We start from the raw sequence: 20945 nt of genomic DNA on the forward strand, positions 1-20945 counted from the left end.
GGGATTGCGTCGGTGGATGAAAAGGACAAACAGCGCGCCGAACCACAGTCACTGCACCGTTTCGGCGATACCGGCGTCCCTGTATCGGCGATACCGGCGTCCCCGGGAAGACTGGTTATGAGGACTGCCCCGCCGAGTCCCGCCAGCGCCATCCGTGATCCACCGGCCCGATCCCGGCGCCCAGCGGGAAGCCCGCCGCGATGCCGCCGGTGACGTACTCCTTCGCGGCGCGCACCGCCGTCGGCACGTCGTCGCCGAGGGCCAGGCGCGAGGCGATGGCGCTGGCGAGCGTGCAGCCGGTGCCGTGGGTGTGGCGGTTGTCGTGGCGCGGGGCGCGCAGCCAGTGTTCGGCGCCGTCCGGGCCGACCAGGAGGTCCACCGACTCCGGGTGGTCGCTGAGGTGGCCGCCCTTGACCAGCACCCAGCGCGGGCCGAGGTCGGCCAGGGCTCGGGCCGCGGCGACCATCTCCGGTTCGGCGACCACGTCCAGACCGGTGATCAGGCGGACCTCGTCGAGGTTCGGCGTGACCACCGTGGCGCGCGGGAGCAGTTCGCCGCGCAGGGCGTCGAGCGCCTCCGGAGCCAGCAGCGCATCGCCGTGCTTGGAGACGCTGACCGGGTCCACGACCACCGGGACCGACGGGTCCAGCGTGCCGATCAGCCGGGCCACCGTGGAGGTCAGCTCCGGCGAGGCGAGCATCCCGGTCTTCACCGCGTCCACGCCGATGTCGTCCACGACGGACCGGAACTGGCGCTCCACCGCCTCGATCGGCAGCGCCCAGAAGTCCTGGACGCCGACCGAGTTCTGCGCGGTGACCGCCGTCAGCACCGACATGCCGTGCACGCCGTGCGCCAGCATCGTCTTCAGATCGGCCTGGATGCCCGCGCCGCCGCCGGAGTCGCTGCCGGCGATGGTGAGGACGCGGGGCGGGGCGCTGGACACGGGACCAGCGGAAGCAACCGGAGCGGCGGACATGGTGATCAGCATACGAGCCGCGCCAGGCGGCGAGGTCGGGAAGGTCGGGGAGGCGGTCGATCCCGGAGAAGTGAAGCGGTCAGTCCCGGAAGTCGAGCATGCAGAAGACCTTGTCGTAGCGCCGCTCGGCGACGGCGACGAAGTCCGGCAGGCGGCCGTACTCGCGGAAGCCGAGCGTGCGGTACAGCTTCAGCGCCTTCTCGTTGTCGCCGCGGGCGTCCAGGGTCAGCACCTCGATGCCGGCTTCGCGTGCGCTGTCCACCAATACGGCGGTGAGCAGACGACCGACTCCGAGACCCTGCGCATCGCTCGCGACAGCGACCTTCTCAAGGTCGGCATGCGGACGATGGGTCGGCCGCTCGTACCGCAGCCAATATCCGAGTCCCACCAAGCGATCGCCGGAGTATGCCAACCGCAGCGCGCCGTCCCCGGCTCGCGACGCGGCAGCCACCTTCTCCAGCAGCGCGTGGATCTCAGGCTTCGAAGGCGGATCCACCCACCCGAGCGCCGCGCCGCCGGCTACCAGCTCGCCGAGAATCGCATGTGCGGCATCGGTCAGGGAGGTCAGGGACTCGTCCACCACGCCGCCGCCGTCGCGGATCTCCACACCACTGCTCATGATCCGCAGTGTGCCACTACGCCAGGTGCCACTACGCCATCGCCCAAGCCGCCGGGCTGAACTTCTGCGTCAGCTCCACCAGCGCCTTCAGCGGCGCCGCCCCCGGCCCGATCCCCTCGCGCCACCGCGCCTCGATGGTCAGCGGCGCCAGGCCCTGCTTCAGATCCAGCATCACCAGGTCGCCGGAGTCCAGCTCGGCCTGCACCGAGAAACGCGGCAGCAGCGCGGCGCCGCGGCCGTTGACCGTCAGCCGCCGCAAGGCGTTCAGCGAGCCGGTGATCATCGCGATCTTCAGCGACGGACCGAGGTCGCGGCCGCTCTCGTCGAAGAGCTGCCGGTAGATGCAGCCGATCTCGGTCACCATGAACTCGGTGCGGCGCACGTCCTCCAGCGTCAGCGGGTGCACGCTCGCCAGCGGGTGCGAGGGCGCCGTCACCAGCACCACGCGGTCGGTGCCGACCACCGCTGTGGGTCCGTCGTAGGCCGGACCGCTGTCCAGCGTGAACACCGCGTCCAGACGCCCTTCCTGCAGCTCCTCCATCAGCCGGGTGCGGCTGGTGACGGTGACCGTGACGTCCGCGGTCTCAGGACCGGCCGCGCCGTGGTCGAAGGCGGTCAGCATCTCCGGCAGCCACTCGTCGGCCAGGGACTGCAGGGCGCCGATGCGCAGCAGCGGACGGTGTCCGGAGACGGTGCGGCGCATCTCGCTGTCCAGGTCCAGCATGCGGCGCGCGTACGGCAGCAGGCGCTGCCCGGCCTCGGTGGGCACCGTGCCGATGCTCGTCCGGTTCAGGACCGGTGTGCCGAGGTCGCGCTCCAGCGTGCGCAGCTGGTCGCTGACGCTGCTCTGCGCGTAGCCGAGCTGGTCGGCCGCCGCGGAGATGCCGCCGGCCTCCACCACCGCGAGGAACGCGCGCAACTGTCGGGTGTCCATGCCACCATCCTGCCATCGGCTTCTCCGATAGGGGCGGCTCACAGGGTACGGTGCGTGCGGACCCCGGGTCCGTACGCCGGGTCCCCCGGAGTTCTTGAACAGAACGCCGTCGCTGGACTGAAACTTCCATTCCCAAGGAGACATGGTGGCTCGCTTCGCCGTCGAATACGTCTACACCGCGGACACCGCCAAGCGCGACGAGGTCCGCCCCGCGCACCGCGCCTTCCTGGCCGAGGCCCAGGGCCGCGGGGAACTGCTGGTCTCCGGGCCGTGGGCCAACAACACCGGCGCGCTGCTGGTCTTCGAGGTCGAGGACGAGGACGCGCTGAAGACTCTGCTGGAGCACGATCCCTTCGCCGAGGCCGACCTGGTCAGCCGGGTGCGGATCAACGAGTTCAACCCGGTTCTGGGAAGCTGGCTCGCCGGCTGAAGCCGGCGGCCGGCCTCGGGGGATCTGGCGGTCAGATCCGGAACAGGATCCGCTCGCGCTGCGCGCGGATCGGGTCCAGGTGCCGGGTCCGGACTTCGTGGTGGCCGGGGTCGGCGACCCAGGCCCGGTAGGTCTCCTCGTCGTCGAAGTCGGCGATCACCGCGGCGTCCATCGCGTCGTCCGTCAAGCGGGCGTCGCGGTGGAACTCGAAGTGGCGGCGGCCCTCGAACGGCAGGGCGCCGAGGGCCTTGCCGAAGGCCTCGATCTGGTCGTCGGTGGCGTCGGGGGTGAATTTGATGAGAAGGATGCTTCGGATCACGCTCTGATCTTGGCGCAGACCCCGCCGACTATGCCATCGGAGTCTCCGATGGGGCGATCGGAAACCCGGCCTGTCGGCGAGACCGGCGCCGGACCGATCCTCGGGGCATGGCACTGATCGACGAAGCCGCACCGAAGACCGCCGGCTCCACTCCCCCGACCCCTGGCAAGCCTCAGCGCTCTGCCGCCTTCCGGACCAGGGCGGCGTTCGCCGGCATCGTGGCCGGCAACTTCATGGTCCTGCTCGACGCGACGATCCTCAACGTCGCGCTCCCCGATATGAAGGCGCATCTGCACGCCTCGGCCGCCGCGCTGCCGTGGACCGTGGACGCCTACACCGTCGTGTTCGCCGGCCTGATGCTCGCCTCCGGCGCGGTCGCCGACCGGTTCGGCGCCCGCCGCGTGTATCAGAGCGCGGTCGCTTTGTTCGGGCTGTTGTCCCTGCTCTGCGCGCTGGCGCCGAACGTCGGCGGCCTGATCGCCGGCCGCGCGCTGCTCGGCGCGGCGGCGGCCGGCATGGTCCCGGCCTCCCTGTCCCTGCTCGCCGGGCTCTACCCCGACGCCAAGGACCGGATGAAGGCGGTCGGCGCGTGGGCCGCGCTGTCCGGGATCGGGCTGGCCGTCGGGCCGGTGCTCGGCGGCGCGCTGGTCGCGGCCGGCGGCTGGCGGCTGGTCTTCGTGGTGAACCCGCCGCTGGCGCTGGTCTCGTGGTTCCTGGTCCGCGGGCTGTCCTCGCAGGCTTCCGGACACCGCAAGAAGTTCGACATCCCGGGCCTGGTGCTGTTCACCGTCGCGCTGTGCGCGCTGACCTACGGTCTGGTGGACGCCGGGACCGAGGGCTGGAGCACGCCGTCCGCGCTGGTCGCGCTGGCGGTCGCGGTGCTCGCGGCGGTCGCCGTGGCCTTCGTCGAGCGCCGGGCCGAGACCCCGGTCCTGCCGCCGGAGCTGCTGCGTCTGGGTCGGGTCCGCACCAACCTGGTGACCGCGGTCGCCGCGAACTACATCTTCTATGGGCTGCTGTACTCGGTCACGCTGTGGTTCGAGGAGACGCGGCACATGAGCGCGGCGATGACCGGCGTCGCCTTCCTGCCGATGATGGTGCCGCTGTGCTTCCTGCCCTTCTTCACCAGCCGGCTGGCGCACCGGTTCGGCGCGCGCCCGATGGTGATGGTGGCGATGGTGGTGAACGTCGGGGTCGGCGCGGTCCTGTTCACCGTCGGCGCCCACACCTCGCTGGCGGTGGTGACGGTCGCGCAGGTCCTGATGGCGATCGCGACCACGCTGACGATCCCGTCGATCACCGCGGACATGGCGGTGGCCACCCCGCGTCCGCTCGCCGCGACCGGCCAGGGCGCGCTGAACGCCGCACGCCAGACCGGGAGCGCGCTGGGCGTGGCGATCCTCGGCACGATGTCGGGGATGCACGCCGCCGGGATCGCGATGGCCGCCGGCGCGCTGCTCACGCTGGTGCTCGCCGGGCTCACGCGCCGCAGCGCCTGAGGCCGGCGGCGAGCGCCGACGCGAGGGTGCCGCAGGGTTCCGCCGGCTTCCGCCGGGTTCCGCTACGCCGAACGGCCGAAGTGGCTGAACCCGGCGGCGCCCTCCCACGGTTTGCCGTCGACGGTCACGGAGGCGGCACCGGCGTAGACGGTCCCGACCGGACGCCAGCCCTCGGGGACGGCGTCAGCCGAGGTGAAAGTGGCGACCAGCGCGTGGTCCTCGCCGCCGGTCAGGACCTGGTCCAGGCGCGGACCCCGGTCGGTGATCAGCAGGGTGCTGTCGACGTCGACCGCGACGCCGCTGGCCACGGCCAGGTGCCGCAGGTCGGCCAGCAGACCGTCGCTGACGTCGAGCATCGCGGTGGCGCCGGCCCGGGCGGCTTCGGGACCGGCGGCGTACGGCGGGCTCGGGCGGCGGTGCGCGATCAGATAATCAGCGGCCTGCGGTGCCGCCGAGGTGGCGAAGTCCGCCCCGGTCGCGCCATGGTCCGCTTCCGCCGCGCCGTCACCCGGAGCGCCGCCTCGTGCGCGTGCACCGCTTTGCGGAGTTTCCCCGGTCAGGTCGCTCGACGCGGCGTCGCTCCCGTTCGCACCGTCACCCGATCCGGCGACGGCGTCACCTTCTCCCTGTCTCTCGCCCGCGAGCAGCAGTTCCAGCCCTGCCGCCGACCACCCGAGCCGTCCGGCGACGGCCACCGTGTCCCCGGGACGCGCCCCCGAGCGCAGCACCGGAGCCCGGCCTTCGAGCGTGCCGAGCACCGTCACCGAGATCGTGATCAGGTCGCCGCGTACCATGTCGCCGCCGGCGACGATCGCCCCGACCCGCGCGCACTCCCCGGCCACGCCCTCGGCGAACTCCTCGACCCAGGCCACCGGCAGGTCTCCGGGCAGCACCATGCTCAGCAGCAGTGAGGTGGGGACGCCGCCCATCGCGACGATGTCGCTGAAGTTCTGGGCCGCCGCCTTGTGCCCGATGTCGCGCGGGCTGGACCAGTCGCGGCGGAAGTGGCGGCCCTCCAGCAGCAGGTCGGTGCTGACGGCCAGGCGGCCGTCGGGGGCGGCGAGCACGGCGGCGTCGTCGCCGGCCGGCACCAGGGTGTCGGGGCTGGTCAGGGGCAGGCGCGCCTGGACGCGGGCGATGAGTCCGAACTCGCCGGCGTCGTCGATGGTCTCCACGCCGGTACGGTAACCCGGCAGCGCACCGGACTACTCGATCGGGTGAACCGTGGCGGTCCGCCCAGCGGGCATGGACTCCCGGAATGGGGGAAGCGCAGGCTAAGGTGGCGTTTCCGACAGTAGGAGGACACGTGGTTCAAGCGTACATCCTGGTCCAGACCGAGGTGGGGAAGGCGGGCGCCGTGGCGCAGGCGATCGCCGAACTCGAGAGCGGCATCACCACCGCCGAAGACGTGACCGGGCCCTACGACGTCATCGTGCGCGCCGAGGCGGCGACCATGGACGAGCTCGGCCGGCTGGTGATCGCCAAGATCCAGGTCATCGAAGGCATCACGCGCACCCTGACCTGCCCCATCGTGCACTTCGAGTGATGTGGTAGACCGTTCTTCCGTGGAAGGTACCGCGGGAGAGCCGAGAAACAGGTGGATACCGGCCGCGGCTGTTGGAACAGCCGCGGTTTTGGCGTGCTTGGGGGCGGTGTGGGGCTACCACGCCGGACGCACCGGCGCGGTGCGCGTCGACCTGCCGAAGACCTCCGACCAGGCGGTGCTCACCGCCTGCGCGAACCTCATCAAGGCCCTGCCATCCGAGGTGGAGGGCGAGCACCGGCGCGGAGCGGTCGGGGACGACGTCCACGTCGCGCAGCGGGCCGCAGCCTGGGGACCGACGGCGACCGTCCTGCGCTGCGGCGTCGCCGAACCGGCCGCGATCGTGGTCGGCGGCCCGGACTACACGCCGCTGTCCAACCAGTACGCGGGCATGGGTCCTGACGAATCCGCCCAGGTCAACTGGCTCATCGAGGACCACGGCGACCACGCGACCTTCACCACGACCGACCGCGCGCTGTACGTCCAGGTGACGGTCCCCTACGACACCGCCACCGAGAAGCAGAACGCGTCGAACGTGTTGGTGGACATCGCGCCGGCGATCGTGAAGACCGTCCCGACCAAGGCGGGACAGTTCGTCAGCGACCAGATCCAGTAGCCCGGCGAAATCCGACAGCTCAGCGCAGCCCGGCGGGCCGCAGCAGCGCGGTGTCGATCAGCCGGGCGATCAGCTCCGGGTAGGACAGCCCGGCGGCCTGCCACATCTGCGGGAACATCGAGGTCGGCGTGAAGCCCGGCATGGTGTTGATCTCGTTGACGATGAACCGCCCCGGACCGCCGTCGGCCGACTCCTGGTAGAAGAAGTCGACGCGCGCCAGACCCTCGCAGCCCAGCGTCTCGAAGACGCCGACCGCCTGGCCGCGGATGTCCTCGATCTCCTCGGCGCTCAGCCGCGCCGGGATGTCCACCTCGGTGCTGCCGTCGAGGTACTTGGCCTGGAAGTCGTAGAACGCGTGCGGTCCGGTGACCCGCAGCTCGGCGGGCAGCGAGGCTTCGGCCGGATCCTGCGGACCGGCGCCCTCCAGCACCCCGCACTCGATCTCCCGGCCCTCGATCGCGGCCTCCACCAAGACCTTCGGGTCGTGGCGGCGGGCGGCGTCGATCGCCTGGTCCAACTCCTCGGGCGCGTCCACCTTGGTGATGCCCATCGAGGAGCCGGCCCGCGCCGGCTTGACGAACACCGGGTATCCGAGCTCTTCCACGGCCAGCCGCACCGCGGCCCGGCCCTCCTCGGTGCCCCAGTCCCGGGGGCGCACGACCTCGTACGGGCCGACCTCGAACCCGGCCTGGGCCAGCAGCCGCTTCATGAACTCCTTGTCCATGGAGACCGCGGAGGCAAGGACGCCGGAGCCGACGTAGGGGACGCCGGCGAGCTCCAGCAGACCCTGCAGCGTGCCGTCCTCGCCGTAGGGACCGTGCAGCAGCGGCAGCACGACGTCCACCTCGCCGAGCGACTTGGGCACCGCGCCCGGCTCGTGCACGGTCAGCTCGCGGGCGGTCGGGTCGCCGGCCATGGTGACCAGGTTCGCGCGCTCGGCGGAGGCGGGCAGCCCGATCTCCGGCAGCCGGCCGTCGGTGATGGCGAGGTTCAGATCGCCGCCGTCGGGCAGGTCGGCGAGCACCCAGCGGCCGTCGGAGGCGATGCCGATCGGCACGATCTCGTAGCGCTGCGGCTCGGGCCCGTTGCGCAGGGCGTCCAGCACGGAACCGGCGGTGACACAGGAGATGGCGTGCTCACTGGAGCGTCCGCCGAACACGACGGCCACCCGGATCCGCTTCTGATCGCTCATGGGACTGACCATACCGAAGTCGGAGTAGGGTCCGGTGCATGATCACGCGGGGGGCAAACGCGGAGGCGGACAGTATCGCGGCTCGTCATGACACTCCGAAGCACACGCCCAGCTGGCTCCGCCGCGCGCTGCCGGACACCGGACCGCAGCGCGCGCTGGTGATGTCGAGTTTCGTGAACCGCATCGGCACCGGGATGTTCCTGGCGACCTCCGCTTTGTACTTCACGGTGATCGTGGGCATACCGGCGCGACAAGTCGGCACGGGGTTGAGCATCGCCGGTCTGGCCGCACTGCTCGGCTCGGTTCCGGCGGGGACGCTCGCCGACCGCGTCGGTCCGCGCACCGTCCAGCTGGTCACGCTCGCGGTGCAGACCGTCACGATGGCGCTGTTCGTAGTCGTGCACTCGTGGTGGGCGTTCACCGTGGTGGCGGCTTTGGATTACGTCGCGGACGCGGCGAACAACGCGGCGCGCGGGGCGTTGATAGGCCGCATCGGGGGCGAGCGGCCGGGACTGTTCCGCGCGAAGCTGCGGACGTTCGTGAGCGTCGGGGTGGTCGCCGGAACGCTGCTCGCGGCGGTCGCGATCCAGATCGGGACGCGCGGCGCGTATGTCACGGTGATTCTGGTGAACGCGGTGTCGTATGTGGTCTGCGCGCTGTTGCTGCTGCGGGTCCCGAACTTCGGGGCGTTGCCGAAGCCTGCCGGAACGCGGCGGTTCGCGGCGTTGGCGGACCGGCCGTATGCGGCGTTCGCGGCTCTCAATGGTCTGATCAACCTGCAAGCGGTCGTGGTGACGCTGGTGATTCCGCTGTGGATCGCGTCGCGGACACAGATCCCGCATTGGGCTGCCGCTGCGGTGTTCGGGCTGAACTTCTTGGTGGGCACGGCGCTGATGCAGCCGGTGGGTCGGCGTATAAAGACGACGGAGCAAGGCGGAAAAGCAATGCGCGTCGCCGGGCTCGCGATCGCCGTCGGCTGCGCGGTGTTGGCTGGAAGCAACTCGGGACCGCGATGGTCCGAGACGCTGGTGTTGTTCGTGGGCGCAGCGGTGTTGTGCGCCGCCGGGGTGTGGGTGACCGCCGCCGGTTTCTCGCTGAGTTTCGAGCTGGCGCCCGCTCACGCGCAGGGGCAATACCAAGGCGTCACGCTGCTCGGGCTTGACGCCGCGGGCGCTGTCGGACCGGCGTTGCTGACCGCGCTGGTGCTGGGACTCGGCGCGCCGGGGTGGGTGGTGCTCGGTCTGGGCTTCGCCGCCGCCGGGCTGATGGGACCGGCGGTGACGCGATGGGCTGAGCGGACTCGGCCGACGGTTGTCAGTGTCGGCGATGCCGCGCCGGAACCGGCTTAGCGTTTCGGCTTAACCTTTCGGCGTTGGCTTTTCGGCTTAGCGTTTCGGCTTTGGCTTTTCACCTTTCAGTGCCCGTGCCGCTCCGCCTTCAACGGCCGCGTCATCAGTTCCTTGAGCATCTCCGCGGGCGCGCGTCCGTCGTGCACGATCGCCACCACCGTCTCGGAGATCGGCATCTCCACGCCGTGCCGGTCCGCCAACTCCAGGACCGCCTCGCAGGACTTCACGCCCTCAACGGTCTGCTTCACTTCCGCCTGCGCCTGCTCCAGCGTCAGTCCGCGGCCGAGGTGGACGCCGAAGCTGCGGTTGCGGGACAGCGGCGAGGCGCAGGTGGCCACCAGGTCGCCGAGACCGGCCAGGCCGGAGAAGGTGTAGGGGTCGGCGCCGAGGGCGGCACCTAGGCGCGCGGTCTCGGCGAGGCCGCGGGTGATGAGGGTGGCCTTGGTGTTGTCGCCGAAGCCCATGCCGTCGGCGATGCCGACCGCGAGGCCGATGACGTTCTTCACCACGCCGCCGAGTTCCACGCCCATGACGTCGCTGGCGGTGTAGGTGCGGAAGTACGGGCCGTTCGTCGCGGCCTGCAGGCGCAGCGCCACGTCCTCGTCGCGGCTGGCGACCACCGAGGCGGCGGGCTGGCGGCGGGCGATCTCCGGGGAGAGGTTGGGACCGGACACGACCGCGACGCGCTCGCGGCCGAAGCCGGTGACCTCGCGGATCACCTCGGTCATCCGCTTGGCGGTGCCGACCTCCAGGCCCTTCATCAGCGACACCAGGACGGTGTCCGGATCGATGAGGTCCTTCCAGGCGGTGAGGTTCGCGCGCAGGGTCTGGGCCGGGATGCTCAGGTAGGCGAACTCCGCGCCGGCCAGCGCCTCGGCGGGGTCGGTGGTGGCGCGGACCGTGTCCGGGAGCCGGACGCCGGGGAAGTACTCGGCGTTCTCGTGATCGGCGGTGATCGCGGCGATCTGCTCCTGCCGGCGGCCGACCATCACGACGTCGTTGCCGGCGTCGGCCAGCACGATGCTCATCGCCGTGCCCCACATACCGGTGCCGAAGACGGCACAACGCCTCATGCGCTCTCTACCTGCTTTCCGCTCTCGCCTTCGGCGTCGCCCCGGGCGGCGGCTCCGTGCGGTGCCTCGCCCTCGCCGTACTCGTTTCCGTTCTCGGTTCCGTTCTCAGTTCCGTTCTCATTGTCCGTCCCGTTGGCCGACGCGTAGCGCTGGGCCGGCGGTTCCTCGCCGCGCAGCTTCGCGAGCAGCTCGGTGATGGCCTCCATGATCCGGTCGGTCGCTTCGCGGAGCGTGGCCGCCGTCTGCGGCATCGCGCGCAGGTCGTCCAGGTCCACCGGCGGGCCGGCCAGCATGATCATCCGCTTGCGCGGCAGGATGTGCGGCCGCTTCTCGTGGTACGCCAGGATCTCCTGCGGTCCCCACTGCGCCACCGGGACCACCGGGCAGCCGGTCGCCAGCGCGATGCGCGCCGCGCCGCTCTTCGCCGCCATCGGCCACAGGCTGGGATCGCGCGTGATCGTGCCCTCCGGATACACCGCGACCGCCTGGCCGTTCTCCACCGCGGAGATCGCGTCGCGCAGCGCGTTGGCGGCGTCGGCGCTGTCCCGGTAGACCGGGATCTGCTTCGCCGCGCGCAGCACCCCGCCGACGAACTTGTTCTTGAACACCCCGGACTTGGCCAGGAACCGCGGAATCCGGCCGTTGCCGTAGATGTAGTGGCCGAAGGCGAGCGCGTCCACATGCGAGATGTGGTTGGCCGCGATCACCACCCCGCCGGTCCTCGGGATGTTCTCGCCGCCGCGCCAGTCCCGCTTCATCAGCACGCGCAGCGGCGGCACCATGACCACGACGATGAAGCGGAAGGCCGCGCCCTGCTTCCTGGGTGGCCGGTAGGGGGTGCTGGAGGACATCCCCCAAGTGTTCCCGAGTGCGGGGCGTCCGAACAAGTACGCCGGTCGCCGTTCCGGCGTGACAGGATCAAGTCATGCCCCGGTCAGACCTCTCCGAGCACAGTGCGAGCGTCACGGCGCGTGCCGAACCCGGAACCCGCTGGTGCCTGGTGGTACCGGTGAAGCGGCTGGGGCTCGCCAAGACCCGCCTGGCCGGTCCCGGCGTCCCCCCGGCACTGCGCGAAAGACTGGCCCTGGCCTTCGCGGCGGACACGGTGCGCGCGGCCCTGTCGGCGTCCCGCATCGCCGAGGCGATAGCGGTGACCGACGACCCGCAAGCCGCAGAACTCCTCGCCGCCATCGGCGCGACGATCATCGCCGACGAACCCGACGCCGGATTGAATGCCGCATTCTTGTTCGGAGCAACCGCCGCCCGCCGGAAATTCGGAACGCACATCGGCATCGCCGCCTGCACCGCCGATCTCCCGGCATTGCGCGCCCCGGAGTTGGATATAGCACTGGCACAGATTTCCGAAAACACCCGCCATTTCATCGCCGACGCCCACACCATCGGCACCACGATGCTCTTCGCACCCCCCGGCACCGACCTGAACCCCCGCTTCGGCGGACCCTCCCGAGCCGCCCACACCGCCACCGGCGCCCGAGAACTCACCACCCCCGACATCAGCTCACTGCGACGCGACGTCGACACCGCCGCAGACCTCACCGCCGCCCTCCACCTAGGCGTCGGCCCCCACACCACAGCGGTCTGGAGCGCACGAGAACCACTCCCCTCGGGTGTATAACCAGTCCGTGACACGCAAAGAGGCCCAAGGCACCGCAAGGCTTTTCGACCCCACCACCCACACCGGCACCGTCCTCCTCGACGACGGCACCGAAATCGCCTTCGACGCCCCCGCCTTCACCGCCGGCGGCCTCCGCCTCCTCCGCATCGGCCAACGCGTGAAAATGCACCTGGACGACGGCCGCATCACCGCGCTGACGCTGGTGACGCTGCCTCTGCCGGAGTAGGGCGTAGAGAGTAGGGCGCGAGGTTAAGGCCGGGAACCGCACGCGCCTGGCTGCCGATCGCGCTCGCGGCGGATTCAGGCCAGCCTCACAAGCCGCCCACATCAGCCACTAAGCGCTGGCAGCCACGCTCCGGCCATCGCACCCCTCTGGGCAACCGGATTGCCCGCCGACGCTCCCCGACAGGCTCAGGACCCGCCGCCAGCGCTCCGGCGAGAGAACCATGCAGCAACCGGGCCGCTGCCGCCGCGAAGCCAACTAGCTTGCCCGGCAAGGGCTCCCGGGAGTCTCCGAAACCGCTGCTAGCGCTCCTGCCAGCGAATCGCGCAGCCGCCAGCCGCCGCATGGACCAGCCAGCTGCCCGCCGAAACTTGCCCGCAGCCTCAACCGCTGCCAGTACTCCTGCCAACCGCTCGCGCACCCACAAGCTCCTGCGTGGGCCAGCCAGCTGCCCGCCAAGACTTGCCGACAGTTTCGCGCGCAGCCTCCGAAGCCGCTGCCAGCGCGTCGGAGAGCAAATCGTGCAGAGCCGCCAGCCAAGCCTCCCCCACAGCCTCAGAGTCCGCTGCCAGCGGCGTGCGAGTCCCCGAAGCGCCAAAGGCGGCGCCCCACCAGGGGCGCCGCCTCAATCAGGCCGCTGGGACTCTCGTCGTGGCGGCTGGGTCGTGCTGGGTCGTGCTCGATGGTGCTAGCGCTTGGCGGCGGTCTTCTTGGCCGGGGCCTTCTTGGTGGTGGTGCGCTTGGCGGGGGCGGCCTTCTTGGCGGGGGCCTTGGCGACCTTCTTGGCGACGGGGCGGGCTGCCGCCTTCTTGGCGGGGGTGGCCTTCTTGGCGGGGGCCTTCTTGGCGGTGGCGGCCTTCTTGGCCGCCGCCTTGACCACGGTGGCCTTCTTGGCGGTGGCCTTCTTGGCCGGGGTGGCCTTGCGGGCGGCGGTGGTCTTCTTGGCCGGGGCCGCCTTCTTGGCGGTGGCCTTGGCGGTGGTCTTCTTGGCGGTGGTCTTCTTGGCGGCGGTCGCCTTGACCGCGGTCTTCTTGGCCGGAGCCGCCTTCTTGGCGGTGGCCTTGGCGGTGGTCTTCTTGGCGGCGGACTTGGCGGCCGCGGGGGCCTTCTTGTCGCCGTTGACCATGTCCTTGAAGCCCTGGCCCGCCTTGAACTTCGGCGCCGAGGAGGCCTTGACCTTCACCGACTCGCCGGTGCGGGGGTTGCGGGCGGTGCGCGCCGGGCGCTTGACCTTCTCGAAGGAGCCGAATCCGGTGATGGAGACCTTGGTCCCCGAGGCCACCGAGGCGATGATCGCGTCCAGGACCGCGTCGACCGCGTCCCCGGCGTCCTTCTTGGACGCGGCGAGCTTGTCGGCGACGGCCTCGATCAGCTGGGCCTTGTTCATGTCTACCTACCCTTGGGGCTGTTGGTACGTCTTGCTCTGATTTCGGCCGTACGTCGCATGCTTGCTCCGTATCAGAACCAATCGCACCGTATGGTGGCGCCAGAGGGCGAATCAAATACCTAGGGGTTAAATCACCCTTGTGTCGCAGTGTTTTTCCCAGAAGGGGTGTCTGCGGGGGTGGAAACGGGGGTGGAAACGCCCCCCGGGGCGAGGATCGCGAGTTCGCTGAAAAACTCTTCCAAACGGTGTGCCGCGACCGTCACGTCATGCCGCGACAAAGCCGTGATGGCGAGCACGCGTTTGGTCAGTTCCGCCCGCCGCTGCGCGGGAATCCGCGGATCGCCGAGTGCTTTGTGGACGTCCTTCAGCCGCGCGGCGAAGGCCGCGTAGCGAGAAGGGCGGGGCCGAAGAGGCACGTCCGGTGGCATCCACCCATAGTGCCCCTTGGCCCCGCCCAAGAGAAAACTGATCAAGTACCGCCGTTAGAGGACGGCACTCGCGTACTTCACACCGCAGCCGGCAGCGTCTTCGGCTTGAAACCGGGACGCTCTTCTTCGAAAACGTCGATCTCCTCGGCGTGCCGCAGCGTCAGGCTGATGTCGTCCAAGCCCTCCAGCAGCCGCCAGCGCGTGTAGTCGTCCACCTCGAAGGTGAACACGTGACCCTCGACGCGCACCTCGCGCGCCTGCAGATCGACCGTCACCTCCAGCTCCGGGTTCTCCTCCACGAGCTTCCACAGGATCTCGATGTCCTCCTGCTTCAGCACGGCGGTCAGCAGACCGTCCTTCGCGGAGTTGCCCCGGAAGATGTCGGCGAACCGCGCCGAGAGCACCACCTTGAAGCCGTAGTCCTTCAGCGCCCACACCGCGTGCTCGCGCGAGGAGCCGGTGCCGAAGTCGGGACCGGCGACCAGCACCGACACGTCCTGGTACTGCTCCTGGTTCAGGATGAACTCCGGGTCCGCGCGCCAGGCGGCGAACAGCCCGTCCTCGAAACCGGTCCGCGTGATGCGCTTGAGGTACACCGCCGGGATGATCTGGTCGGTGTCGACGTTGGAGCGGCGCAGCGGCAGCGCGCGCCCGGTGTGTGTCGTGAACTTCTCCATGGCTGAAACTCCTCCTGCCCTCAGGCGGCCAGATCCGACGGGGACGACAGGGTTCCGCGGACCGCCGTCGCGGCGGCCACCAGCGGCGACACCAGGTGCGTGCGCCCGCCCTTGCCCTGCCGCCCCTCGAAGTTGCGGTTGGACGTGGACGCCGAGCGCTCGCCGGGAGCCAGCTGGTCGGGGTTCATGCCCAGGCACATCGAGCAGCCCGCGAACCGCCACTCGGCGCCGGCGGCGGTGAACACCTCGTGCAGACCCTCGGCCTCGGCCTCCAGCCGCACCCGCGCCGAGCCCGGCACCACCAGCATCCGGACGCCGTCGGCGACCTGGCGGCCCTTGATGACCGCGGCGGCGGCGCGCAGGTCCTCCAGCCGGCCGTTGGTGCACGAGCCGAGGAAGACCGTGTCCACCTTGATCTCGCGCAGCGGCGTGCCGGCCTGCAGCCCCATGTATTCCAACGCCTTGCGCGCCGCGACCTTGTCGACCTCGGCGCCGAAGTCCTTGTCCGGGTCCGGGACCGACGCCGACAGCGGCAGTCCTTGGCCGGGGTTGGTGCCCCAGGTGACGTACGGGGTCAGCGCGTCGCCGTCGATGACCACCTCGGCGTCGAAGGTCGCGCCGTCTTCGGTGCGCAGCGTCTTCCAGTACTCCACCGCGGCGTCCCAGTCGGCGCCGGAGGGCGCGTGCGCGCGGCCCTTCAGATACGCGAACGTGGTCTCGTCCGGGGCGATCATCCCGGCGCGGGCGCCGGCCTCGATGGACATGTTGCAGACCGTCATCCGGCCCTCCATCGACAGCTTCTCGACGGCCTCGCCGCGGTACTCGATGACGTAGCCCTGCCCGCCGCCGGTGCCGATCTGCGCGATGACGGCGAGCACCACGTCCTTGGCGGTGACGCCCTCGCCGAGCGCGCCGGTGACCGTGACGGCCATCGTCTTGAACGGCTTCAGCGGCAGCGTCTGGGTCGCCAGCACGTGCTCGACCTCGCTGGTGCCGATGCCGAACGCCAGCGCGCCGAAGGCGCCGTGGGTGGAGGTGTGTGAGTCGCCGCACACCACGGTCATTCCGGGCTGGGTCAGGCCCAGCTGCGGCCCGACCACGTGCACGATGCCCTGCTGGGCGTCGCCCAGGGAGTGGATGCGCACGCCGAAGTCGGCGCAGTTCTTGCGCAGCGTCTCGATCTGCAGCCGGGACACCGGGTCGGCGATCGGCTTGTCGATCTCCAGCGTCGGGGTGTTGTGGTCCTCGGTGGCGATCGTGAGGTCGGGGCGGCGCACGGTCCGGCCGGCCTGGCGGAGTCCGTCGAAGGCCTGCGGCGAGGTCACCTCGTGCAGCAGGTGGAGGTCGATGTAGAGCAGGTCGGGCTCGCCGTCGGCCGAGCGGACCACATGGTCCGCCCACACCTTCTCGGCCAGGGTGTGGGGCATCGTCGCTCCTGTCTTCCCACTAGGTCGCATCTGTTGTCGCCGATCTCGGGTCGAGGGGCGCCGAGGGAGATTGGATCATTCGCGGCGCACGCCTTGCGTCTCGGGATCTGAGACGGCAGAATTCGGTCTATGGACAACTCTAGCGGAGTCGGCGTCCTGGACAAGGCCGCCGTCGTACTGAGCGCCCTGGAAGCAGGCCCGACCACCTTGGCGGGCCTGGTCACGGCCACGGGTTTGGCGCGCCCGACCGCTCACCGGCTGGCCGTGGCCCTTGAGCACCACCGTCTCGTATCCCGGGACATGCAGGGCCGCTTCATCCTCGGGCCGCGTTTGCAGGAACTGGCTTCGGCCGCCGGCGAGGACCGGCTGCTGGCCGCCGCCGGACCGGTGCTGGCGGCGCTGCGCGACCACACCGGGGAATCGGCGCAGCTCTACCGGCGCCAGGGCGACCTGAGGGTCTGTGTGGCCGCTGCCGAGCGCATGTCAGGGCTGCGCGACACCGTGCCGATCGGCTCGGCGCTGCCGATGACGGCCGGCTCGGCGGCGCAGATCCTGCTGGCCTGGGAGGAGCCGGACCGCCTGCACCGCGGGCTGCAGGGCGCGCGCTTCACCGCCACCACGCTGGCCGGCGTCCGCCGCCGCGGCTGGGCCCAGTCGGTCGCCGAGCGCGAGCAGGGCGTCGCCTCGGTCTCGGCGCCGGTGCGCGGACCCAACAACCGCGTCATCGCCGCGGTGTCGGTATCCGGCCCGATCGAGCGGCTGACGCGCCAGCCCGGACGCCTGCACGCCCAGTCGGTGGGGGAGGCCGCCGCACGCCTCAGCGAGGCCGTGAAGCGCGGTTCCTAGCGAGGTTTTCAGCGCTTCTCACAGCGTGCTGCGAGGAGTAGAGCACACTGGACGGATGAGGTCCTTTCGGAGCCGACGACACAACGGCGTGTCCGTCGCCCGGGCCGGACGGGTGCTGCTGGCACTCGGCGTGGCCGCGGCGGCAGGTTGTTCGGCGACCAGCACAGCCAAGCCGGCGCCGTCTCACAGCGCGATGTCTCAGAACACGATGTCTCAGAGCACGGTGCCGATCGTGAAGCTCGACGGACCGGTCTACGGAAAGCCGGCCGACGGCGGCGACCGGGTGTTCGCCGCGACAGAGAACGACACGGTCTACGCGCTCTCCCCGACCGACGGGTCGGTGGTGTGGAGCAAGCATTTGGCCGAGCCCTTCCACCCGCACGGATGCGGGAACATCGTCCCGCTGGGGATCACCGGCGCTCCGGTCTTCGATCCCGATTCCCATCTTCTGTACGTGGTCGCCGAGGACGCGAGCGCACACCACGTGCTGTACGGACTCGCCGCGGCGGACGGGCACGTGGTCTCCCAGGTGGCGGTCGACCCGCCGGTCGGCGATCGCGGGTACCAGCAACAGCGTTCGGCGCTGACCTTGTGGCACGGACATGTGTTCGCGGCGTTCGGCGGGCTGTACGGCGACTGCGGCACGTATACCGGCGCGGTCGCATCCGTCGACAACGCTTCGGGATCCGTGAACTGGTTCGAGGCCTCGACAAGCGGACGCGGCGGCATGTGGGCGCCCGGAACGGCGGCGGCGGGCAGCGACCGCTTGTACTTCTCGATCGGCAACGGCGACACGACACAGCCGGGCCAGTCCTACGACGGCACGGACTCCGTGGTCGCCTTGGACGTGAACGCCAAACGGGTGGACTTCTTCGCCCCGACATCGTGGGCCGCCGACAACGCCTCGGATCTGGATCTCGGGTCGATGAACCCGGTCCTGGCCGCCGGGCATGTGCTCATCGCGGGTAAATCAGGACAGGGATACCTGCTGGATCCAGCGCACCTCGGCGGCATCAGCGCCGGGACTGCGTTCCCCGCCTGTGCGGCGTTCGGAGCGGCCGCTATCGACGGGGACGTGGTGTTCCTGCCGTGCGCCGACGGCACGCGCGCGTACCGGGTCGGCGCTCAGGTCACCCCGCTCTGGCACGCGCCGAAGGCGAACGGACAGCCGATCCTCGACGGCGGCCGGGTCTGGGTCACGGACTACGACGCCGGCGTGCTGTACGCGCTCGATCCGGCTACCGGCCACGTCGTCCAGCAGATCCCGACCGGCCCGCTGCCGCATTTCGCCACGCCGGCCGCCGTCGGAGGAAAGCTGTTCCTCGGCACAACAACCGGCGTCGCGGTCGTCGCTCCCTAGAGACTCCCTAGAGCCGACGCTGCGCCATCTTCGCCGCCGCGACCGTCTGCTCCAGCAGCACGGCGATCGTCATCGGGCCGACGCCGCCCGGCACCGGTGTGATCAGGCTTGCCTTGTCCACCGCGCCGGCGAAGTCCACATCGCCGATGTTGCCGGGGTTGTAGCCGGCGTCGATGACGACCGCGCCGGGCTTGATGGCGTCGCCGGTGATGAACTTCGGCTTGCCGACGGCGGCGACCAGGATGTCCGCCTGCCGCGTGTATGACGCCAGGTCGGCGGTGCGCGAGTGGCAGTAGGTCACCGTCGCGTCGCGGGCGAGCAGCATCATGCCCACCGGTTTGCCGAGGATCGGGCTGCGTCCCACGACCACGGCGTGCTTGCCGGCGAGGTCGACCTCGTATTCGTCGAGCAGGCGCAGGATGCCGCCGGGGGTCGCCGAGACGAAGCCGGGCTCGCCGAAGGCCATCGCGGCGAAGGAGTGCATCGTGACGCCGTCGACGTCCTTCTCCGGGGCGATGGCCTCGAAGGCGGCGCGCTCGTCGATGTGCGGCGGGACCGGGTGCTGGAGCAGGATGCCGTGGACGTCCGGGTCCTGCGACAGCTCGGTGAGGGCGGCGACGAGGGTGCGGGTGGTGATGGCCTCGGGCAGTTCCACGTGCCAGGAGCCGATGCCCGCCTTCGCACTGCGGTTCTGCTTCATGCGGACGTAGGTCACCGAAGCCGGGTCCGAGCCGACGAGCACGGTCGCCAGGCACGGCGTCACGCCGTCGGCCTTCAGCGCGGCCGTGTCGGCGGCGGCCTGGTCGACGATGCGCTTCGCCGCGGCTGTTCCATCCATGAGCATGAGCGCGCCTCCTGGGCGTCTTGAGGAAGTCGCCCAGGCGCACGGCAAAGACACGGTGTCGGGCCGCTCCCCGGTGGTGATCCCACCTCAGCGCCAGTCACGGCCTGACTGCACTCTAATCCACCGCTGTTTCTCCTCCACCGCCGCCGGTCCCCGGCGGCTCGCGCCGGCGGGGACCCGCGTGCCAGGCCTCAGGCCTCAGGCGTCAGGCCTCAAGCCCTCAGGCGTCGGGGGCGATCTTCGCCATCGCGTTGATGATGCGGTCCATCGCGTCGCCGCCCTTGGGGTCGGTGAGGTTGGCGAGCATCTTCAGCGTGAAGCGCATCAGCATCGGGTGCGACAGGCCGCGCTGGGTCGCCAGGCGCATCACCTTCGGGTTGCCGATCAGGCTGACGAACAGGCGGCCCATCGTGTAGTAGCCGCCATAGGTCTCCTTCAGCACGCGCGGGTACGCCGACAGCGCCAGCTCCCGCTCCGGGCCCGCCGGACGCGCCAGCGCCTGCGCGATGACGTCCGCGGCGAGCTCGCCGGACTCCATCGCGTAGGCGATGCCCTCGCCGTTGAAGGGGTTCACCATGCCGCCGGCGTCGCCGACGAGCAGCACGCCGCGGGTGTAATGCGGCTGGCGGTTGAAGCCCATCGGCAGCGCGGCGCCGCGGATCGGCTCGGTGCGGTTCTCCTCGTTGAAGCCCCACTCGTCGGGGGTGTTCTTCAGCCAGGCGCGCAGCAGGTCCGGGTACTTCACGTTGCGGAAGGACTTGGTGGTGTTCAGGATGCCCAGGCCCACGTTGGAGGTGCCGTCGCCCATGCCGAAGACCCAGCCGTAGCCGGGCAGGAGGCGCTCGCCGTCCCAGAGCTCGAGCCAGGACTCGAGGTAGTCGTCGTTGGTGCGCGGCGACTTGTAGTAGGTGCGATAGGCGACACCCATCGGGCGGTCGTCGCGCTTGTGCAGACCCAGCGCGATGGACAGCCGGGTGGAGTTACCGTCGGCGGCGACGATGAGCGGCGCGCGGAAGGAGGTCTCGCGCTTGCCGCCGTCGGCGTCGGTGATGCGCGCGGTCACGCCGATCACCCGGTTGCTGCGCGGGTCCACCACCGGACCGGTGACGTTCGTGTTCTCGTGCAGCCGGGCGCCGGACTTCTCCGCCTGGCGCGCCAGGATCTGGTCGAAGTCGGCGCGGGGGCGCACCAGCCCGTAGTTCGGGTACGCCGCCAGCTCCGGCCACGGCATCTCCAGCCGCATGCCGCCGCCGATGATCCGCAGGCCCTTGTTGTGCAGCCAGCCGGCCTCCTCGGAGGTGTCGACGCCCATCCGCACCAGCGACTTCACCGCGCGCGGCGTCAGGCCGTCGCCGCACACCTTCTCCCGCGGGAACTGGGACTTCTCCAGCAGCAGGACGTCCAAGCCGGCGGTGGCCAGATGGTGGGCCGTCGCCGAGCCCGAGGGCCCGGCCCCGACCACGATGACGTCGGCGACGTTCTCCGAGGGCACGGCCTCGCTCGGAGCGGCGGAAGAGGATTGCGCGGTCACCCGGCCGATTCTAAGCGCAGCCGGTGCGAGCTCTGC

At 70.6% G+C, this 20945-nt stretch carries 23 protein-coding genes and 1 riboswitch; of the genes, 9 read left to right on the top strand and 14 right to left on the bottom strand.

The window, feature by feature from the left end:
* Positions 1 to 115: 115 nt before the first annotated feature.
* From thiD to CACI_RS39695, 3 genes are all read right to left on the bottom strand, one after another.
* Positions 116 to 976, bottom strand: a complete 861-nt coding sequence (gene thiD / locus CACI_RS39685; RefSeq protein ID WP_041543617.1) for a bifunctional hydroxymethylpyrimidine kinase/phosphomethylpyrimidine kinase — start codon at positions 974 to 976, stop codon at positions 116 to 118.
* 79 nt (positions 977 to 1055) lie between these two features.
* Positions 1056 to 1595, bottom strand: a complete 540-nt coding sequence (locus tag CACI_RS39690) for a GNAT family N-acetyltransferase (protein ID WP_015796581.1) — start codon at positions 1593 to 1595, stop codon at positions 1056 to 1058.
* A gap of 31 nt (positions 1596 to 1626) precedes the next feature.
* Entirely contained in the window at positions 1627 to 2529 is a 903-nt protein-coding gene (locus CACI_RS39695; RefSeq protein ID WP_015796582.1) for a LysR family transcriptional regulator, read from the bottom strand.
* Between the two features lie 142 nt (positions 2530 to 2671).
* Here CACI_RS39695 and CACI_RS39700 point away from each other — a divergent pair, with 142 nt between their 5' ends.
* Complete coding sequence (locus CACI_RS39700; protein WP_049871873.1) at positions 2672 to 2959, top strand: YciI family protein; 288 nt, start codon at positions 2672 to 2674, stop codon at positions 2957 to 2959.
* Positions 2960 to 2990: 31 nt separating this feature from the next.
* On the opposite strand, the gene CACI_RS39705 is transcribed toward CACI_RS39700, so the two are convergent.
* Positions 2991 to 3278, bottom strand: a complete 288-nt coding sequence (locus CACI_RS39705) for a Dabb family protein (RefSeq protein ID WP_015796584.1) — start codon at positions 3276 to 3278, stop codon at positions 2991 to 2993.
* Between the two features lie 107 nt (positions 3279 to 3385).
* Between CACI_RS39705 and CACI_RS39710 the strand changes: the two genes are divergently transcribed.
* Positions 3386 to 4777, top strand: a complete 1392-nt coding sequence (locus tag CACI_RS39710; protein WP_015796585.1) for an MFS transporter — start codon at positions 3386 to 3388, stop codon at positions 4775 to 4777.
* Between the two features lie 62 nt (positions 4778 to 4839).
* On the opposite strand, the gene CACI_RS39715 is transcribed toward CACI_RS39710, so the two are convergent.
* Complete coding sequence (locus CACI_RS39715; protein WP_015796586.1) at positions 4840 to 5952, bottom strand: thiamine-phosphate kinase; 1113 nt, start codon at positions 5950 to 5952, stop codon at positions 4840 to 4842.
* A gap of 131 nt (positions 5953 to 6083) precedes the next feature.
* Here CACI_RS39715 and CACI_RS39720 point away from each other — a divergent pair, with 131 nt between their 5' ends.
* Positions 6084 to 6323 carry an Lrp/AsnC family transcriptional regulator gene (locus CACI_RS39720; RefSeq protein WP_015796587.1) on the top strand — a complete coding sequence of 80 codons (240 nt, stop codon included), beginning with the start codon at positions 6084 to 6086 and terminating at the stop codon, positions 6321 to 6323.
* Positions 6324 to 6429: 106 nt separating this feature from the next.
* A complete protein-coding gene (locus tag CACI_RS39725; RefSeq protein WP_015796588.1) occupies positions 6430 to 6936 on the top strand; it encodes a DUF3515 family protein in 507 nt (168 codons plus the stop codon).
* 19 nt (positions 6937 to 6955) lie between these two features.
* Here CACI_RS39725 and CACI_RS39730 read toward each other — a convergent pair whose 3' ends face one another.
* Entirely contained in the window at positions 6956 to 8128 is a 1173-nt protein-coding gene (locus CACI_RS39730) for a D-alanine--D-alanine ligase family protein (RefSeq protein ID WP_223297382.1), read from the bottom strand.
* Positions 8129 to 8166: 38 nt separating this feature from the next.
* Between CACI_RS39730 and CACI_RS39735 the strand changes: the two genes are divergently transcribed.
* Positions 8167 to 9477 (top strand): MFS transporter, encoded by a 1311-nt coding sequence (locus tag CACI_RS39735; RefSeq protein WP_015796590.1) that lies wholly within the window; start codon positions 8167 to 8169, stop codon positions 9475 to 9477.
* Positions 9478 to 9542: 65 nt separating this feature from the next.
* Here the strand turns inward: CACI_RS39735 and CACI_RS39740 are convergent, their stop codons facing one another.
* Complete coding sequence (locus CACI_RS39740; protein ID WP_015796591.1) at positions 9543 to 10550, bottom strand: NAD(P)H-dependent glycerol-3-phosphate dehydrogenase; 1008 nt, start codon at positions 10548 to 10550, stop codon at positions 9543 to 9545.
* Entirely contained in the window at positions 10547 to 11401 is an 855-nt protein-coding gene (locus CACI_RS39745; RefSeq protein WP_015796592.1) for a lysophospholipid acyltransferase family protein, read from the bottom strand. The genes CACI_RS39740 and CACI_RS39745 overlap by 4 nt, the downstream gene beginning before the upstream one ends.
* Before the next feature lie 74 nt (positions 11402 to 11475).
* On the opposite strand from CACI_RS39745, the gene cofC reads away from it, so the two are divergent.
* Together cofC and CACI_RS39755 are read left to right on the top strand one after the other, a co-directional pair.
* Positions 11476 to 12186, top strand: a complete 711-nt coding sequence (gene cofC / locus CACI_RS39750; protein WP_015796593.1) for a 2-phospho-L-lactate guanylyltransferase — start codon at positions 11476 to 11478, stop codon at positions 12184 to 12186.
* Between the two features lie 7 nt (positions 12187 to 12193).
* Entirely contained in the window at positions 12194 to 12412 is a 219-nt protein-coding gene (locus CACI_RS39755; protein ID WP_041540746.1) for a hypothetical protein, read from the top strand.
* A 685-nt stretch (positions 12413 to 13097) separates the two neighbouring features.
* Here CACI_RS39755 and CACI_RS54555 read toward each other — a convergent pair.
* The 4 genes from CACI_RS54555 to leuC all read right to left on the bottom strand — a co-directional run bounded on the left by CACI_RS54555 (position 13098) and on the right by leuC (position 16328).
* A complete protein-coding gene (locus CACI_RS54555) occupies positions 13098 to 13796 on the bottom strand; it encodes an HU family DNA-binding protein (protein ID WP_015796595.1) in 699 nt (232 codons plus the stop codon).
* A gap of 131 nt (positions 13797 to 13927) precedes the next feature.
* Positions 13928 to 14224: an SCO5555 family protein gene (locus CACI_RS50675; protein ID WP_143765576.1), complete on the bottom strand. Its 297-nt coding sequence runs from the start codon at positions 14222 to 14224 to the stop codon at positions 13928 to 13930.
* A 77-nt stretch (positions 14225 to 14301) separates the two neighbouring features.
* Positions 14302 to 14901 carry a 3-isopropylmalate dehydratase small subunit gene (gene leuD / locus CACI_RS39765; RefSeq protein ID WP_015796596.1) on the bottom strand — a complete coding sequence of 200 codons (600 nt, stop codon included), beginning with the start codon at positions 14899 to 14901 and terminating at the stop codon, positions 14302 to 14304.
* A 20-nt stretch (positions 14902 to 14921) separates the two neighbouring features.
* Positions 14922 to 16328 carry a 3-isopropylmalate dehydratase large subunit gene (leuC, locus tag CACI_RS39770; RefSeq protein WP_015796597.1) on the bottom strand — a complete coding sequence of 469 codons (1407 nt, stop codon included), beginning with the start codon at positions 16326 to 16328 and terminating at the stop codon, positions 14922 to 14924.
* Positions 16329 to 16457: 129 nt separating this feature from the next.
* Between leuC and CACI_RS39775 the strand changes: the two genes are divergently transcribed.
* Together CACI_RS39775 and CACI_RS39780 are read left to right on the top strand one after the other, a co-directional pair.
* Positions 16458 to 17174: an IclR family transcriptional regulator gene (locus tag CACI_RS39775; protein ID WP_015796598.1), complete on the top strand. Its 717-nt coding sequence runs from the start codon at positions 16458 to 16460 to the stop codon at positions 17172 to 17174.
* Between the two features lie 55 nt (positions 17175 to 17229).
* Entirely contained in the window at positions 17230 to 18534 is a 1305-nt protein-coding gene (locus CACI_RS39780; protein ID WP_015796599.1) for an outer membrane protein assembly factor BamB family protein, read from the top strand.
* Between the two features lie 7 nt (positions 18535 to 18541).
* Here CACI_RS39780 and CACI_RS39785 read toward each other — a convergent pair whose 3' ends face one another.
* The gene (locus tag CACI_RS39785; protein ID WP_015796600.1) at positions 18542 to 19378 is read right to left on the bottom strand and encodes a bifunctional 5,10-methylenetetrahydrofolate dehydrogenase/5,10-methenyltetrahydrofolate cyclohydrolase; all 837 of its coding nucleotides are present in this window, start codon (positions 19376 to 19378) and stop codon (positions 18542 to 18544) included.
* A 24-nt stretch (positions 19379 to 19402) separates the two neighbouring features.
* Positions 19403 to 19489, bottom strand: a riboswitch (ZMP/ZTP riboswitch).
* Positions 19490 to 19598: 109 nt separating this feature from the next.
* Positions 19599 to 20909: a geranylgeranyl reductase family protein gene (locus CACI_RS39790; protein ID WP_041540748.1), complete on the bottom strand. Its 1311-nt coding sequence runs from the start codon at positions 20907 to 20909 to the stop codon at positions 19599 to 19601.
* Between the last annotated feature and the right edge of the window lie 36 nt (positions 20910 to 20945).

It is taken from the genome of Catenulispora acidiphila DSM 44928 (assembly GCF_000024025.1).
Taxonomy (GTDB): domain Bacteria; phylum Actinomycetota; class Actinomycetes; order Streptomycetales; family Catenulisporaceae; genus Catenulispora; species Catenulispora acidiphila.